General features: G+C 41.1%; 16 protein-coding genes. 3 read left to right on the top strand and 13 right to left on the bottom strand.

Going from position 1 to position 17,508, the window contains the following annotated elements:
• Positions 1-42 precede the first annotated feature (42 nt).
• Positions 43-1,194, bottom strand: a complete 1,152-nt coding sequence (locus BN3910_RS00275) for a THUMP domain-containing class I SAM-dependent RNA methyltransferase (protein ID WP_066923030.1) — start codon at positions 1,192-1,194, stop codon at positions 43-45.
• 295 nt (positions 1,195-1,489) lie between these two features.
• Between BN3910_RS00275 and BN3910_RS00270 the strand changes: the two genes are divergently transcribed.
• Both BN3910_RS00270 and BN3910_RS00265 read left to right on the top strand, forming a co-directional pair.
• Entirely contained in the window at positions 1,490-1,765 is a 276-nt protein-coding gene (locus BN3910_RS00270) for a FeoA family protein (RefSeq protein WP_066923026.1), read from the top strand.
• Positions 1,755-2,276, top strand: a complete 522-nt coding sequence (locus BN3910_RS00265) for a methylated-DNA--[protein]-cysteine S-methyltransferase (protein ID WP_231862172.1) — start codon at positions 1,755-1,757, stop codon at positions 2,274-2,276. The genes BN3910_RS00270 and BN3910_RS00265 overlap by 11 nt, the downstream gene beginning before the upstream one ends.
• Before the next feature lie 547 nt (positions 2,277-2,823).
• On the opposite strand, the gene BN3910_RS00260 is transcribed toward BN3910_RS00265, so the two are convergent.
• From BN3910_RS00260 to BN3910_RS00225, 8 genes are all read right to left on the bottom strand, one after another.
• Positions 2,824-3,852: a sugar kinase gene (locus tag BN3910_RS00260; RefSeq protein WP_066923024.1), complete on the bottom strand. Its 1,029-nt coding sequence runs from the start codon at positions 3,850-3,852 to the stop codon at positions 2,824-2,826.
• Between the two features lie 70 nt (positions 3,853-3,922).
• The gene (locus BN3910_RS00255; RefSeq protein ID WP_066923021.1) at positions 3,923-4,885 is read right to left on the bottom strand and encodes a bifunctional 4-hydroxy-2-oxoglutarate aldolase/2-dehydro-3-deoxy-phosphogluconate aldolase; all 963 of its coding nucleotides are present in this window, start codon (positions 4,883-4,885) and stop codon (positions 3,923-3,925) included.
• Between the two features lie 91 nt (positions 4,886-4,976).
• Positions 4,977-5,750, bottom strand: a complete 774-nt coding sequence (locus tag BN3910_RS00250) for an enoyl-CoA hydratase/isomerase family protein (RefSeq protein ID WP_066923018.1) — start codon at positions 5,748-5,750, stop codon at positions 4,977-4,979.
• A gap of 13 nt (positions 5,751-5,763) precedes the next feature.
• Positions 5,764-7,281, bottom strand: a complete 1,518-nt coding sequence (locus tag BN3910_RS00245) for an acyl CoA:acetate/3-ketoacid CoA transferase (RefSeq protein ID WP_066923015.1) — start codon at positions 7,279-7,281, stop codon at positions 5,764-5,766.
• A gap of 19 nt (positions 7,282-7,300) precedes the next feature.
• Entirely contained in the window at positions 7,301-8,590 is a 1,290-nt protein-coding gene (locus BN3910_RS00240) for a TRAP transporter large permease (RefSeq protein WP_066923012.1), read from the bottom strand.
• Positions 8,587-9,072 carry a TRAP transporter small permease gene (locus BN3910_RS00235; RefSeq protein WP_066923009.1) on the bottom strand — a complete coding sequence of 162 codons (486 nt, stop codon included), beginning with the start codon at positions 9,070-9,072 and terminating at the stop codon, positions 8,587-8,589. The genes BN3910_RS00240 and BN3910_RS00235 overlap by 4 nt, the downstream gene beginning before the upstream one ends.
• Before the next feature lie 18 nt (positions 9,073-9,090).
• A complete protein-coding gene (locus BN3910_RS00230; RefSeq protein WP_066923006.1) occupies positions 9,091-10,170 on the bottom strand; it encodes a TRAP transporter substrate-binding protein in 1,080 nt (359 codons plus the stop codon).
• Between the two features lie 61 nt (positions 10,171-10,231).
• Positions 10,232-10,936, bottom strand: a complete 705-nt coding sequence (locus BN3910_RS00225) for a FadR/GntR family transcriptional regulator (RefSeq protein ID WP_187367669.1) — start codon at positions 10,934-10,936, stop codon at positions 10,232-10,234.
• 283 nt (positions 10,937-11,219) lie between these two features.
• Between BN3910_RS00225 and BN3910_RS00220 the strand changes: the two genes are divergently transcribed.
• Positions 11,220-13,142 carry an FAD-dependent oxidoreductase gene (locus tag BN3910_RS00220; protein WP_066922999.1) on the top strand — a complete coding sequence of 641 codons (1,923 nt, stop codon included), beginning with the start codon at positions 11,220-11,222 and terminating at the stop codon, positions 13,140-13,142.
• Position 13,143: 1 nt separating this feature from the next.
• Here the strand turns inward: BN3910_RS00220 and BN3910_RS00215 are convergent, their stop codons facing one another.
• From BN3910_RS00215 to BN3910_RS07945, 4 genes are all read right to left on the bottom strand, one after another.
• Positions 13,144-13,446 (bottom strand): DUF4143 domain-containing protein, encoded by a 303-nt coding sequence (locus tag BN3910_RS00215; RefSeq protein WP_066922996.1) that lies wholly within the window; start codon positions 13,444-13,446, stop codon positions 13,144-13,146.
• Positions 13,447-13,675: 229 nt separating this feature from the next.
• Entirely contained in the window at positions 13,676-14,452 is a 777-nt protein-coding gene (locus BN3910_RS00210; RefSeq protein ID WP_066922993.1) for a dimethylarginine dimethylaminohydrolase family protein, read from the bottom strand.
• A gap of 928 nt (positions 14,453-15,380) precedes the next feature.
• On the bottom strand, positions 15,381-16,343 hold the full coding sequence (locus tag BN3910_RS00205; protein WP_066922990.1) for a LysR family transcriptional regulator: 963 nt from the start codon (positions 16,341-16,343) through the stop codon (positions 15,381-15,383).
• Between the two features lie 91 nt (positions 16,344-16,434).
• On the bottom strand, positions 16,435-17,448 hold the full coding sequence (locus BN3910_RS07945) for a M29 family metallopeptidase (protein ID WP_066922987.1): 1,014 nt from the start codon (positions 17,446-17,448) through the stop codon (positions 16,435-16,437).
• Positions 17,449-17,508 lie beyond the last annotated feature (60 nt).

Genomic DNA, 17,508 nt, shown 5'->3' with positions numbered 1-17,508 from the left:
ATCATAGCGGAGGCCTTTGCGACGGAGAATCCGCACAGTTCATTAGCGAAACAATTTCGGATCGGGGCCTAAAAATTGATAATAGGTTGTTTCTTCTCCACCATTAAACAGTTTCCGTCGTCTGGTTGCTTCTCTTCCCGCTTCATGCAAGGTCAGCGTCTCGAAATCCGGCATAGCGGTGAGGACATACGTCGACCACGTGCGCAGGGTTAAAAATCGCCGTGCGAAGTCGCACATCAGCGCATCCACGCCTTCTACGGGAGAAAGACGCTTTCCGTACGGCGGGTTAGTCACAAGAACACCGAAGTTTTCATGGAATCCGACTTGGCGCATATCCCGATTCACAAAGCGAACCATATCGGAAACACCTGCCTCGTCGGCATTGTGCCGTGCGATGCGAACCATGGCCGGATCGATATCAAAGCCGAGCATATCGGCTTCAAGATCCGTCTTAACCGCAGCCAGCGCTTCGCGGCGCAATTCCCTATACCGTTGCGCATTGATCCACGGCCAATGCAAAAAGAGAAAAGAGCGATCAAGGCCCGGGGCAATGCCTCTTGCTTTGCGCGCCGCTTCGATCACGAGAGTACCCGATCCGCAAAAAACGTCGGCAAACGGGCGATCCGGTATCCAGACAGAAAGATCAATAAGCGCAGCCGCCATGGTTTCTTTCAGCGGCGCGCCACCTTTTTCCCGTCGATAGCCTCGCTTGAACAAGCCCTCGCCGGTCGTATCCAGACACACCACGCATTCGTCGTGGCGAATGGTCACGTCGATGGGAAACAGTGCGCCGTCTTCCGGAAAATGTTCCAACGCATCCCGACGCTGTAATGCGGTGACCACCGCTTTTTTGACCAGTTTCTGCACATCGGACGGCGAAGCCAATTGGGATTGTACGGTTTTCGCACGCACCGGAAAACGGGCGTCGCACGGCAAACAATCCGTCCAGCCCAGCGCCCTCGTCGCTTCGAACAACGCGTCGAAACTTTCGGCACGAAAACGTCCCACTTCCAACAGCACACGATCCGCACTGGCCAAATACAAGTTTGCCCGCATCACGTCCTCGACGTCACCGGCAAACAGTACATGCCCCTCTTCAATACGACAGGGGCCGAACCCGAGTGCTTCGCATTGTCTTTTTACCACCGCTTCCAGCCCGAAGGCCGCTGTAGCATGTATGGTCCATTGCGTCATCTGTCTTTCCTCCCGGTTCTATTCTGGCGTATTTGAGCGGTTTTTTCCAGTCAGACAGAGTCAAGTCACGAGGAAATGAAAAAATAAAGAGCAATTTCGACAATATAAGTTAACCGCTGTGAAAATCGCTCTTGACGTCAAGCACAACCCCGCGTAAAATCATGTTAGATAAAGCTAACTATCTCTTGGACAATGGACGAGTTTTTCGGTACCGTCCGGCACCTCTCGTCATGTACATAGAATGCTTTGCGTGAAGTTGTCGGCGAAACATAATCGCCATTAGAAAGGATGTATCATGAAACTGTTCTTAGCGAATCCGGGTGAAGCCTATGAAATAACACATATCGGAGGACGCGAAAAACTGCAAAAACAGCTGATGAATCTTGGATTTGTTCCCGGCAGTCAAATTCGATTGGTGAATGAAACGCAAGGAAACTATATTGTTGTGGTCAAGGAAACACGCCTCGGCATCAGTCGTGAGTTGGCGCAAAAGATAGATGTCGCTCCGGTCGCGGAAAGTGCACAGCCGTTTCTGCTCCAGGCGCGTCCATGCGCAGAACATGAAGGCTGAGGTTTTTCGGGTTTTCCCGACCACTCCCGTGATGACGGGATTTTATTCTTCTCCGCTCGGCACGATCCGAATCACATTCGATGAAAATGCTCTTCACGCACTGCGCTTCGAGGAGCATTTTTCCGTTTCTGGATCATCAAAATATTTGAACCAGCCCGTCTTTCAAGAGACAACACGCTGGCTGGATCTTTATTTTTCCGGTCATCAGCCGAATTTTCTTCCTCCTCTGACTAGCAACACTACGCCCTTTCGCCATATCATCTACGAAATTCTGCTTACAATTCCCTATGGACAAACTTTGACCTATGGTGATGTTGCCCTGCAGGCGGCAAAACGATTGAGCCGTCCGACCATGTCCGCCCAAGCCGTCGGTAACGCCGTTGCGCACAATCCCATTCTTCTCATCATCCCTTGTCACCGTGTGGTCGGTGCAAAGGGCGCGCTAACCGGTTATGCCGGTGGATTGAAACGAAAAGCACAGTTGTTGGCATGGGAGGAGCGCATGCGGTAATCATATTGATTTAAATAGATTCCTTGAATTACTTTTTCTTTTTATTCTCCAGCTTTCGGCCTTTTCTTTTCTCCGTCTGTCCCAATTGTTTTTTGTTAAGAAAAAGCAAAATACCCAATAATACAAAGGCTCCACAAGCAAGGCCTAAGAGAACGCCTGTCTTTCCCATTTTTTTCTTTCAATGTATTTGTGATAATAAGAAATAGTTTTTTTGATATTTCAGGTAGATAATGCTAAATAGTTGTTCAATGATATATTGGTAGATAATATCTGAAAATTTGGATGAAAAATATTTGAAGGAAAACCTTGCGGGTTGCATTATAGAATGAAATTAAGCCGTCCACCAATAACAATGAACGGCTTAAAATATAAATAAATCATGCATACTATTATTTTCAGACCTTCTTGAAATCAGTTTTTTGGTAAAAGGTAACAAATATGCTAAGAAGATCTCTATCCACCACCATTATATTTTTTCACCTGTAGATTTTCGATGAATTATGGAGAAAGCGCTAAAACCAAAAGCATCATAGGTCTACTTGTTGGCTTACCGTTGAATGCGTCCAGAACCATCGCCTTCAACAAGTTTTTGTACCTCTTCATACGTTACCATGTTGTAATCTCCTTCAATAGAGTGTTTAAGTGCCGATGCAGCTACAGCAAACTCTATTGAATCCTTAAGATTTTTTTTGCTTAGTAGAGCAAAGATTAATCCAGCACTAAAACTATCTCCACCGCCTACACGGTCAACTATTCTGAGCTCATGCTTCTTTGAAAAAATACATGCGTTAGAGTCCACATCATATAACATTGCCGACCAGCCATTATCACTCGCAGAATATGATTCTCTCAGAGTTATAGCAACCTTTTCAAAATCAAATCTCTCAGCAAGCTGTTTTGCAACACTTTTATATCCTTCCCTATTTATTTCACCTGCATAAACATCAGTTGCTACTGACTCAATTCCAAAAACATCTTTCGCATCCTCTTCATTTGCGATGCATAAATCAACATATTTACATAATTCCGACATTGCTTCACTAGCTTCAGCCCGGGACCAAAGCTTTTGGCGATAATTTAAGTCGCATGAAATCTTCACTCCATGTTTTTTTGCAGCTATACAAGCCCGCTTGCAGATTTCGACCAAATTGGAGCCTAGAGCAGGCGTAATGCCCGTAAAGTGAAACCAATCTGCTCCATCAAAAATATCATCCCAATCAAAATCATCAACTGTAGCTTCAGCAATAGCAGAATGTTCTCGATCATAGATACATAGACTTCCGCGCTGAGAGGCTCCTTTCTCATTAAAGTAAATTCCAACACGACTCCCACCTCGGGTAATTTTATCTGTATAAACCCCATAACGTCGTAAGGAGTTAACTGCACACTGCCCAATCGCATGAGAAGGAAGTTTTGTCACGAAAGTCGCATTAGCGCCATAATTTGCTAAGGAAACTGCGACATTGGCCTCTCCGCCGCCAAAAGTAAAAGAAAGACAATTTGCTTGTACAAATCGCTCATAATTATATGGTTGAAGACGAATCATTAGCTCGCCGAAGGTTACGATTTTAAACATTATTTTCTCCTTGTAATATGATGCAGTTTTTCCATAGTTAGAGTGAATATTAATGAATATCTTTCATACCTCATCGATTTACCAAATGAATGGCAAATCCTCCAAAGTTCCCCTTTATATATGCCAGCGTTGGGTCACCTTTAGAGTTGTAAGATATAGAACTAGAATCAAATTCTATCCCCTTACGAGATAAATGATACATTGCTCTTTTTACACTGTTCGTCTTAAAAGCTATATGTCCATTCTGACCAAATCCAGGTTGATTCATATACTCAATGTCATCACCTACAAACCAAGATTTTCTCATCTGTCTAGGTGAATATCCTAACAATGAACTAACATGTTCAGCCATTTCTTTTGCTTTCTTCTCACTATCGCAGTTTATACCAACATGAGCAAGTTCAATTCCTAACATTGTATGCACTGCTTCTTTACAAGTTTGTGTAATCTGCCTCCAGTCCTTTCTCTCGATTAAATCCTTTTTAACCATCCATGTTCCCCCACAGGCGATAATTCTATCAAACGATAAATAATCAATAAGATTTGTTAAATTGATCCCACCGGTGGGCAGCCACATTAAATCTGTGTACGGACCCGCCATAGCCATTAATTTTTTTACTCCTCCATTGTCTTCTGCTGGAAAGAATTTAACAACTTCTACTCCCATGGCCATAGCTTGTTCCATTTCGCCACCAGTCGCTGTCCCTGGAAGGATAAGTGCATTCTTTGATAATCCATATTTTACGATACTTGGGTTAAATCCTGGTGTAACGATAAATTCTGCTCCTGCAGTAAGTGCACGATCAAGCTGATCTCGTGACAAAATTGTACCTGCACCAACTAAAATTTCCGGTACTTCACGTTTTATTGCTCGAATAGCTTTTTCTGCCGAATCTGTGCGAAAAGTGATCTCCGCAACAGGTAATCCACCCTCCACAAGCGCTCTTGCTAATGGAACAGCATTTTCTTCTTCTTCAATAACAATAACCGGAACAATTCCTATTTTTGAAATCAATTGAAGCACTTCGTTCATGTTCAGCCCCCCCTACCTTTCGATGTTTACTATCATCTCTTTGTGCCTCCCATCGCGCATATATTATTTCAGATGATCTCCTCATCAATAGTTATTTTTTTCTTCTGTTCTTAAAAAACTCTTGGAGACGTGTCAATGTAGATTCTGAGGACATACAAACATATGAGGTATTTGCCTCTTCATATGCATTAACAGAAACATCCTTCTGATTGTGTGTGTTGATTATTTCCTTGACGAACTGTAGAACTTTTTCTTCATTGTTTAAAATTGCATCAAGAACCTCGTTGATCTTGGCATCTATCTCCTCTTTTTTACAAACGTGATTCACAATCCCCCATTCATAAGCTTGTTGTGCAGTAATTTGGTGACCTGTGAAAAACATTTCTTTTGCACGATTTTGCCCGATCAATTTAGCTAGACGATAACTTCCGCCCCAACCAGGCATAACTCCAAGCGATGCCTCAGGTTGGGCAAATTTTGCATTTTCAGTTGCGATAATCATATCGCACGCCATAGCAAGTTCCAGACCACCCCCAAGAGCATAACTTTCAACCTTAGCAATTACTGGAATAGGCAATTGTTGAATTTTGTTAAAAACACGATGCCCATTTTTAACCCAATACATGATATTATCCGCCTTTAATGTTTCTAGCGTATTGATGTTGGCGCCAACTACAAATGATTTTTCTGAGCCACTTTGCAAAACCGCCGCTCGAACTTCGCTATCCTTGCCTATTTCATCAATGACGTTCTCAAGCATACTCAGTGAATTCCAATCTAATGTACAAGGTCGATTATTGATTTCCTCAATGATAGTTATGTATGCGATATTTTCTCGCTTCGTCCATGTAATACGTGTAGCCATCTCATGACCTCCATTATTCAAAGATGGACTCTTCCATCTGTTTTAGATCCTTTGCAATTTCTGGACGAAATTGCATTTTGTTCAGGATGTCCTTTTCTAATTCGATACCTGGAGCAACTTCTGTCAACACCATTTTCCCATTAAGTAAGCGGAATACTGCCCGTTCTGTAACATACAATACAGGTTGCTCAATTTGATTTGCATATTTTCCGCTAAAAGTGATTTGATCAACCATTTCGACAAATTTATTAATCTGGCCTTCTTGCAAAATATTTAATTTATGGTCACTCACATTTACCTTCAATCCTTTTGCCGTAAATGTTCCACAAAACACTACTTTCTTAGCATTTTGAGAAATGTTGATAGCACCACCACATCCAGAAAGTAAATTGCCTGTTTTGCTGGAATTAATATTGCCCATCATATCTGCCTGAGCCATGCCAAGGAAGCAACAGTCTAGCCCGCCACCATCATAGAAATTAAATTGAGCCGTTTGGTCTATCATCGCACTAGCGTTGTGTGACACGCCGAATATAATCCCTCCCATTGGCATTCCGCCAATAATACCCTGTTCAACAGTAAAATTGAGTTGATCTAGATACCCTTCTTCTTGAGCAATAGATGAAATGCCATCCGGGATTCCTACGCCTAAATTTATAATGGCGTTCTTCGTTAGCTCCTTAGCAGCACGTCGAGCTATAATCTTTCTTGCTCCCATTGGTAATTTAGGCACTGAATCATACGGAGTAAAAATATTGCCGGCAAGCGAAGGATCATATGCTCGTTCACAAGTTTGTTGCTGTGAAGGATCTAAGACAATATAGTCCACATATATTCCTGGAATCACAACATCTTTCGCTTTGGCAGGATGTTCAGATAAATATTTTACTTGTGCAATCACTATTCCGCCACAATTATGCACCGCTTGAGCAAGAGATAATCCATCTAGAATAGCAGCCTCTTCTTCGTAGGTAATGTTCCCATTACAATCCGCCGTAGTTCCTCGAATCAACCCGATATCAAAATGTATTGATGGAAAATAAAGCCATTCTTCACCATCCAGTTCTAAAATTTTGACGTAGTCATCTTTTGTTGACTGGTTCATTTTTCCACCTTCAATACGTGGATCAATAAAAGTATATAAGCCCGTTTTTGTTATAACACCTGGCTTATTCGAAGCAACTGCTTGATACATTTGAGATAACACACCTTGAGGAAAATTGTATGCTTCAATTTTTTCTTCCTGTGCAAGTTTCGCCATTTTGGGTGCCATTGCCCAATGGCCAGCAACATCTCTCTTAATAAGACCTTCCTGAGCAAGGCAATCTGTGCCAATTCTCTCTTTATCCCCTATTCCGTTTGCATGATATAGGGTCAAATTTCTAGGGCTCCTCGTTTCCTTATAACGATTCGCTAATGCTAAAAGCGTAGCAGAAGGTTCACAAACCCCACCACCTGAGCCTAAAATTGCTATTGTCTGATTGTCTTTGATTAAAGAAACCGCTTCCTTAAGTGTGATTATTTTAGCCATTTTTACTTCCTTTTCTTTTTCAAAACCACTCTGGCCTTAGTAACTTTGGAAAAAACAATACAATATCCGGAAAAAAAGCCACTAATAATAGAACGAATAGAATGGCTATCAAATACGGCATAACCGCAGAAAAAGATCTCTCCACCGGAAGTTTCGCGATTGCCCCCGCAATCAAAAGACAAATTCCGTAAGGAGGAGTAATCAATCCAATCGCCAGAGTAATTACAACGACTAAGCCAAAATGAATCGGTGTAACGCCTATTGCTGTTGCCACTGGAAGAAGTACTGGTACAAACAGTGTCATAGCAGGAATGGCGTCCATAAAAGTTCCTAAAAACAGAAAGAACAGAATAGTAAGAATTAGAAACACTATCCAATTCATATGATAGGTAGAAAAAAATTGTTCGACCAATCTTGATACATTATAGTAACTCAGAAGCTGACCTAATGCAGTTGCAGTAGCAAGCGCAAATAAAGATTGTGCAGTCATGGTAATCGTTTCGATAAAAATCCCCGGCAAATCTCTAAGCTTAATTGTTTTAAAAACCACACATCCAAGAATCAAAGCATAAACACAGCCTACTGCAGCAGCTTCGGTTGGAGTAACTAACCCGAGAACAACGCCACCAATGATGATTACAGGGGTGATTAAGGATGGCAGATATTTGATCATCATTTTCAATACATCTAATAACGGGACACGTGTTGTACTAGGATAGTTATATTTCTTTGCGTGAAGATGGACAATAAACATTTGGGCAAGTCCAATTAAGATTCCCGGAATTATTCCACCTAAAAATAAAGCGCCAACAGATGCGCTAGCAAGACTACCATAAATCACCATCGGAATACTTGGTGGAATTATTACGCCAATGGTTGATGAAGCAGCAGTAACACCTACGGCCTCTTCTTTAGAGTATCCATTTTTCTCCATGCTTGGAATTAAAATTTTTCCAATTCCAGCGGTATCTGCTTGTGAAGATCCAGAAATGCCTGCAAAAATCATAGATACGAGAACATTGGCATGCCCAAGCCCCCCTTTAAAGTGCCCCACCATTGCAATCGCTACTTCAACCAATTGAGCAGAAATACCACCCCTGTTCATTAGATTTGCAGCGAGAATAAATAATGGAACGGCTAATAAAATAAAGGAGTTTAGTCCACTAAACATCTTCTGCGCTACAGTAACCAAAGGAACCCCACCAAGAAGGACTATACCTAAAAGCGATATTATTCCTAAATCATACGCAATCGGCATACCAATAAATAGGAGAAGCAAAAAGCAGAGAACTAATAAGATGACATTCATTTTTCTTTCTCCTTATTATAATTCTGGTACACTAGAACTAAATTACAGAGGCCATAAAAAGCCATTGTAGCACCGCAAACGATTAGAGATGACCAAATATATCTTTGGCTTATAAAGTTAAATGAAGTAAGATTCCAGTTCCAAAACTGTCTAGTTAATTGCACTCCACTTAACGCAATATATAGACTAAAGGCAATAACTAGTCCATAAATTGCCGTCTCCAATACAAGGTGTAAGGTCCCTTTTGCATTGGCACGTACGAACTCAAACGCAAAGTGTTCTTTGCGTTTGAGCTCAACCGCTGCGCCCATGAGGATTGCCCATATGAATGAATAGGTAGCTATTTCTTCCGTGCCTATCACTTTGATGAAAGGGATATAGCGTGAAAGAATTTGAAGAACAATACAGATCAGGAAAACAACGAAAAGAGCCATGCTAAACCAACTCTGAATTTTCTCAATGAAATCCGATGCTTTCTTCATTACAAATATCTATCTCCTTTACTTTTTTAGAGAATTGATGGTTTTTAACATCGCATCGAGCTCAAGCTTGTGAGCTGCATCTTCACGGATATGTTCAGTTTTTTCAATCAAAGGTTGCTTATCTAGTTGAATAAAATTAACTCCTGCGTCTATCATCATCTGTTTGCACTCATTGCTCATCTCAGCATCTTCTTCACGTTGCTTTTTAACAGCAATCTCTGCAGACTCATCTATAATAGCCTGGAGATCACTTGGCATAGAGTCATATTTTGACTTAGAGATGAGGAAAAAGCGCGTTGCAACATCATGTTCTGTCTCAGTGACATTCTTGCATACCTCATAGTGTTTTTGCTGATAAATCTGTGAGTATGAGTTTTCCGCGCCATCAATCACACCATTCTGTAACGCTTGATAGATCTCATTAAATGCCACAAATGTAGGTTGTACACCAAGCTCTGTCCAAAATGCAACCTGCGTTGGGCTATTTTGAATACGAAACTTAAGGTCTTTCATATCATCCATAGAGTGAACTGGTTTTATCGTATACATTGAGCGGACACCATCTTTGAAATACCCGAGGACATGAAACATTCCGGATTTTTCCTCGACAATTTTGCTCATTTCCTTGCCAACGTCGCCATCCATAACTTTTTCCCAGTGATCAACATCTTGGAAAAGATAAGGTACTGAAAGAAGGTCCACCTCGGAAACACTCTGGGCCATAAAGGATGGTGCGGAAATGATCACATCTACTGTGCCAGTGGCCATTTTCTGCACAAGTTCATCTTCATTTCCGCCTAATTCGCCATTAGGATGAACTTCAATTTCGATACGTCCATTAGACTTCTCTTCGACCTGCTTTTTAAATTCCATCATTCCAATGTGAAATGAATGTTTTTCAGTAGATACATGTGCTGCAATAAGTCGATATTCAGGCATTTTGGAGTCCAAATTGTCAGAAGCTTGTTGTGAATTTTCCGTCGTTTTAGTTCCACTTTCGCTGTCTATTTCTTGTCCTGTACTACTGCAGCCTGACATGATGAACAAGCATAGCACCATAATTAGCGACATCACCATTGTGCAAATGTTCTTTTTCATTTCAACTCCTCCATTTAATTTATTGTGTTTTTTGATGAAAGCTTATTTTATCTGTAAATAGTTAGCTCTCTTCATGTTTTTTCTTCTCGTTCTCAAGATTGTATGCAAGCATATCCTTTTTTGATCGCTGAATGTGCCTGCGCATCAATAATGATGCCAGCTCTTTGTCTTTTTGTTTTATCGCATTTAAAATGAGTCGGTGTTCTTCAAGTCCTGTACGTGAGCCGATGGTGTGTCGCGCTGTCAAATGGTACTGAATAATCGGCTCTTGAAGAATTTCCATAACTTTAGACATTAGAGGATTACCAGTTCCCATCGCAATCACAAGATGAAATTCCATATCAGCCTTATGAAAGCTTTCTATGTCACTTTGACATAATTCCATTGCGCGAAGCTGATCTTCCAGTATTTTTACGTTTTCTTGATCATAGCAATCGATGAACATCTGAACACAAGCTGGCTCTATTGCCTCGCGAAATTCAAGAATTGAAATTGTATCCTTTGGCCCAAGCAATAAATACGGAGTTAACTGATCCATTAATGTACCCGCATCAACATCATTAATATAAGTGCCATCTCCTTGACGTTTAGTTAAGATGTTTTTGGCGGCTAAATGTTCAACTGCCTCTCTAATACTCGCCTTACTTACGCCAGTTTTTTCTTGCAACTGATCTTCTGTGGAAATCTTCATGCCACTTTTCCATACGCCATTCCGAATATTTTTCTCAATGTACTCAATGACATGATCACTTGCACGCTTCTTCAAAATTATCCTCCTTTCTCCATTCATTGTCGGCAATCCTTTTCCTTTTGATAGCAAAAATTGATTTAACTACTATGTTCAGTTTAATCATCAGATGATTATTTGTAAAGGCCTTACAAAAGAAAAAAATAACACGCTCTTTTGACGTATATTTTGTATTTTTCGCTTGTTTTATTAATAATCCATTTACAAACATCTGATCATTTTGTATATTTGAATTAAGATGATAAAGCACTTTGTCTTATCTGTATATTGTCTTCTAAACATAAACGCCGAAGGAGAGAGAATGAAAATTCATTGTTTTGATACAATTATCGTAGGAAGTGGAGCCTCCGGATTTGCAGCTGCGGATAGATTATGGTCCTTTGGACAGAAAAACATTGCAATAATCACGGAAAGTATAAATCTCGGTACATCTCGAAATGCAGGTTCTGACAAACAAACATATTACAAATTGACATTATCGGGCGGTATGAAAGATAGTATCGATGACATGACGCAAACACTATTTGAAGGTGGATGCGTGGACGGAGATCATGCATTATGTGAAGCAGCACTGTCAACTCGTGCTTTTATGCATCTTGTAGATCTTGGTGTTGATTTTCCTTGCAACTATTATGGCGAATACGTTGGTTATAAAACTGACAATGATCCCAAAATGCGAGCTACAAGTGCTGGCCCTTACACTTCGAGGATGATGACTGAAGCATTACAAAACAACGTCGAAAAGAAACAGGTCCCAATTTTTAATCACTTGATGGCAATCAAAATTTTAAAAATAGAAGAACAAGCTTGTGGTCTCTTATGTCTTGATCTTTCTGCAGCGCATAAACATCATTGTGAGCCATACGTAGCATTTCATTGTAAAAATATTATCTGGGCAACAGGAGGTCCAGCGGCTATGTATGAGAATGTAGTATACCCCGTTGGGCAAAACGGTTCAACTGGAGTTGCTTTTGAGGCTGGTGCAGTCGGACAAAATCTCACTGAGTGGCAATATGGTCTCTCTTCAATAAAGCCGCGTTGGAATGTATCAGGAACATATATGCAAGCCCTTCCTCGCTTCTACTCGACAGATTCTAATTGTAACGAGCATGACTTTCTTTCAGATTATTTTTCGAATCGCTATGAGATGCTGTCATTGGTATTTTTAAAAGGTTATCAATGGCCTTTTGATAGTGCTAAAGTGCTTGATGGTTCCTCAATAATTGATATCCTGGTCTTTCTAGAAATAAAGAAAGGACGTCGTGTATGGTTAGATTATAAAAATAATCCATTTGAAAAAATAAATTATAGTAGCTTGTCAGAAGAAGCCTATCGATATTTAAAAAATGCTGGCGCATGCTTGGGTACACCTATTGATCGTCTAAAGCGCATGAACTCGCCTGCAATACAGTTTTATAAAAAGAAGGGTATTGATTTAGCAAAAGCTCCTCTTGAAATCACTTTGAGTGCTCAACATAATAATGGTGGACTTTCTGTAAATTGTTGGTGGGAGACCTCTGTTCCTGGTTTGTTCGCTATCGGAGAATGCAGCTCAACCCATGGTATATATCGGCCGGGTGGTTCTGCTTTAAACGCTGGTCAAGTCGGAGCTATTCGCGCTGCACAATGTATTAGCGCTCAAAAAAACATACTATTTTTGTCAGAGAAAGATTGGCTTGATTGCGTTTCCTCTCAAATTGCTGATGCTATTATGCCTGTTATGGTAACAGGCATAAAAAGGGATAAAAATTTTTATGATAACATTAAATATGCTCAGCATCGCATGACTAGATCTGCTTCCGCGTTTCGCAATCCTCAAGAAATGATTGTGGTGCTGGAAGAGGCGCAGAATGAACTAGCTCAGCTTCACCAAAATTATTACGTCAACAATAGTTCAGAACTTCATCTGGCATACAAGTATCGCGATATTTTAATCTCACAGATTGCATATTTAAGCGCAATGCTTAATTATTCTAATACGCAACATAAAAGCCGAGGAGGAGCACTTTACTATGATGCCAGTGGCTTTTTAGCATCAGAAAGGTTCCCTGAATATTTGCGCTATTCTGTAATAGACAATGTAATGTTTCAACAAATTCAAGAGATTAAATGGAATAGCGGAAATATCGAGATTTCTTGGAGAGATCCTCGACCCATCCCAAATAGAGATTTCTTCTTTGAAGATGTTTGGAGAGAGTTTCGCAATAGATTAGAAGCTCATTGATTCATTTCAAACACTGCTTAACATCTGAGTCACTCAAGTAATATGTAGTAGGAATGATCACAACGATCATCTCACCACACTTATCCCCATAGTGAAAAACATCGCCGTTGAGAGCATTGGCAAAGATACGCAAATCACGGACACACATCGTTTCAAACAGAAAGCCCAACATGTTGAGGTCCGCAATCAAATCCTTCGGACCGATACCAAGGGCAGCTACAGCGATGGAAGGAGCAACATAATAGCGCGTATCGGATGAACGAATCGCTTTTTTTGAGCGCAAATTGAGATTCCAAGCCGCCATTCTTCAATAAAATTACCACGATTGATGGGATTTTATTACCATACTTGGCGTAAAATTATTTCCACAATTGGCAATTCTTTATTGCCTTGGTTGGCTAACTTTAGTTGCCGTATTTAGCGATATTTTATTTCCATGATTGGCGAGTAGTCATTGCCATACATAGCGAATACGGACAACCATCGCAAAGAAAAAACCACGTCTTTTCATCGAAGACATGGTTTTCTTCCATCTAAAATCGTAGGGAAAGGCAGGTCAGACTGCCGTCAATTTTTTTGAATTCATCGGTATCCACCACTTTAACCGGATAACCGATGGTTTCAATATGCTTCTGCGTAACCGGATTGCCCTTGGGAACCAATACCGTACCATTCATCCATAAACTATTGATGGCGTATAGTTCCTCCCTGGGAACGACGAAGCGATCAAAGTCAGCAAAAGCTTCCTGGTCGTTCATTGCTTCGCTCACCAGAAGATCCCGATGATCCAAATAAACCGCAAAGTCCTTCAAATGCAGTCCTTCCGTTACGGGAACTGCGGTAACGGTATAGCCGTATGGTGCAACAATGTCGGAAAACTGACGTACACCTTCCGCATTGGTACGATCGGAAAGCCCAATGTAAAACTGCTTGCCCACTTGCAATACATCTCCCCCTTCCATGTTTGCTGGAGGAGTGAGCGCAAAAATTTGCTCAGAAGAATAATACTTTTGTAGGGCAGCGAGGATTTCCTGTTTTTCGCCGTGTCGCGATGCCGCCGGGGAATTCGTGACAATGGCGCATTCCTTCATGACCACTGCCGGATCTTCCACAAAGCATGAATCGGGATATTGTTCCAGCGGCTCTAACACCAACACTTCCACCCCCAGTTCCTGTAGTGCAGAAACATAGGCATCGTGCTGCAACAGTGCTTTTTCATATACCGGCGTTTCCGTACTGAACATACCGGTCGTAATGCCTTCAACCATGGATCGGGCAGGTTTGCGAACAATGGCGTGATGATACTTCATGTTGTCTCCTTTCGTGTTTTGCGTTCGTCTTACCTTATCAAACGAATAGAAACGTCGCAATCACAAAAACACCCTGCACACTGAAGTGCAGATCGTTTGCTTATCGGTCAGTTTCAGCACAATATGGAACAGATCGCCTACATCCGCGACGTTGGGATAAGAGGAAAGAAAAATGGGATGGATACAATTTCAATCTATGCACCCGTGAAGGGCGCGACTATACCACGCCGGAGAAGTTTTCACCGGAGGCGATATTTCAATCCACGCGCCCGTGAAGGGCGCGTGTAGAGATAAAATTGATGTGAGACCAAATATGGGAGAGAAAATCTCCTGTATGCTGCCCTATTGATGGCGGATAATCCGCCATCAATAGGGCACGTTTTTCCATGGGCGTTAATCACCCCGAAGGCAGCATATGCAGCCGATTCGATTTATATAAATAACGCTTCATCTGTACCAGCAAAGCCTCGTAGTTGTAAAAGACAAACGCGAATAGAAGCGTTCGTCGTCATTACGATGACTCCGTTCTGCTTTACCATGAGTTTCCATTTTATGCCCTGTCTATCCCCGTTGTGCGTGTGCATTCGGATGTGGCGTTTTTGGACGATGCGAGCGTCTCTAAGGGAATCGATAGTTCCGTCAAAACGGCGATTTCAGTGCATTAGGGGAGGCTTCTGAAATCTTATAGTGGCAAACAACAAATATCACCGAAAACCCCGAGCGATACGTTTTAATCGCATGAAATCTTGTATCCAAAGTATATGGAAGATACGGTACGTTTTTGCTATATTGGTTTACAGAGAGATAATTCGTTCTTTGTTTGATTGATATTTTCATTGTATAGGACTGTTTTCTATGTTTTTTCTTAAAATATCCCGTGACTAAACTCACTCACCACAATTCAATAAATAATATAATTCTCAGCTTTTTATGCACGTTCACGCGATCGATATCTATCTTGTGCCATTTTAATGAACATTCGAGCTGCTTTTGAGAGATAACGATCATTTTTTACCACAAAATTAACTGGACGAACCGATAGTGGATCCCCTACTTTATAATAGCAGAGATCTTGTGAAGGTAAATATTGAACAATTTCTGAACGTACGAAGTATGCACCAATAGCACTTTCTCGAAGTACATTCATAGATGTAAGTACTTGATCAAACATCATACTGACCTTCATTTCAAAACCAGCATTATAGCAAATCTGTTTCGCTCGATTAAATAAATCATTGCCTGGTTTCAACGTGATGAAAGGAGATTCCGCAAAAAACGATAAGGGAACAGCAGGAAAAGAAGGCGCTGAAAACATCTCACTTGTTATCTGTTTCGGAGTTATCTGATAAGAAACAAGTTTTTGGTTAACAGCAAAACTTGCAGGAACCGCTAAAATTAGTGTTTCATTGTGATAAAAAATCCGTTTTACTGATCCGTTCGTCTCATTGAAGCCTGTTTCCAAAACGAGATCTAAAGTTTCATCTTGCAACCCATTAGCCAGTTCATGGATATTCCCTTCCAACAAATCGATGGAGATCTTAGGATATCGACGATAAAAGTGCCCTATCATATTCGGAAAAATAAACGAACAATAATAAGCCGCACCTCCTAACGCCAAGTTTCCTGTTTTTAATTCTCTGAGATCAGAGAAATAGGACTTGATATTTCGCTCAACGAAAAGTATCTTTTCAACCTGCTCTATATATCGCAAACCCTCTTTCGTTATGGTAAGAGGAATTGTGCTTCGATCAAATATTTTTACGCCAAGTTCTCTTTCAGTTTTCATGACCATTTTACTCAATGCCGGCTGACTGATGAACATCTTCTTTGCTGCTCTTGAAAAACTGCGTTCCCGATAAACAGCATAAACATATTCCATTTCTTTTAGCATGTCTCTCTCCTCCTCCGACTTACAATAAAAGCATGACGATGGGAAGGTCCCACCGTCATGCTTCACTCTTATTATGAATATTGGTAGAGACTCAGTCTTCAAGGCAAACCATTTTTCCGTCTTTAACAATAATCACTTCTCTTTCTGTTCCTTCATCAAAAATGACGGTTGGATTATACTGCACCATATCAATATGCACGGTTGATCGCGCCGGTTGACCGTAATAGAATCCATTCCCCATAGCAATATGGCAAGTTCCGCGCGCTTTTTTCTCTTCTTCAAAATCACCATTAAACAGGCACGCAGGATTCAAACCAATTCCAATTTCTGCAATATTGTCGGAATCTTTTATCTCTTCTATCTGACGTCGGATCTCTCGGCAAATTTTAGCGTCACCGCCAACCACCTCTACAATTTTCCCTTCTCGAATTGTTAACTCCACAGGTGTAGAAGGACAGCCATAATAGCAGATGGGGCCATCCACTACTAATGTTCCACTGGTTGTACCAATAACCGGTCCGAGAGACACTTCTCCGTCTGACCAGGCCATCGCATCGCCGGGGTTTCGTGCAATTCCACATTCTACAATCGGTTCCATCTGATTCATCTCCATGTAGAGATCTGTTCCTGCTGGGGTAGTTATATGCGCTTTTTGATGACCTCGCCAAATGTTCTGTAGTTTTAATCCATCTGCATAAACACTTTCATAATCCGCTAAAGCACCGCCACGCGTAAAATTATCAATATTGCGTAAGCAAATTGATACTTCACGCAACTTTTTCTGGTTGATCAACTCTTTAAGATGGTTATTATAAATTGCAGCACCCGAAGCGGTTGTCATGCCAACAAAAACATCACATGAATCCATTCCTTTTTCTAAAGATTTCGGGAAAATCGTTGCTTTATCTTTTCCGCGAATCGGCATCATGTACACGCCATATTCCGCACCGCATTTTAATGCTGCCGCTGCCATAGCATTCGCCATACGCATATCTGTCTGGGGATCAATGACGATTAATACCTCTTCGCCCGGCTTAACCGCCATAAGATTGGACAAAATATAGCTTGCTCTCTCAACCGCTTCAATAATTCTATTGTCGTTCATTTCTACCCTCCTCTTTTCTTGCCTATCATTAACATCTCAATTTCCAAAAAGACTTATCGA

Source organism: Murdochiella massiliensis, from assembly GCF_900059565.1.
Taxonomy (GTDB): domain Bacteria; phylum Bacillota; class Clostridia; order Tissierellales; family Peptoniphilaceae; genus Murdochiella; species Murdochiella massiliensis.
This window is presented reverse-complemented; position numbering and strand designations above follow the sequence as displayed.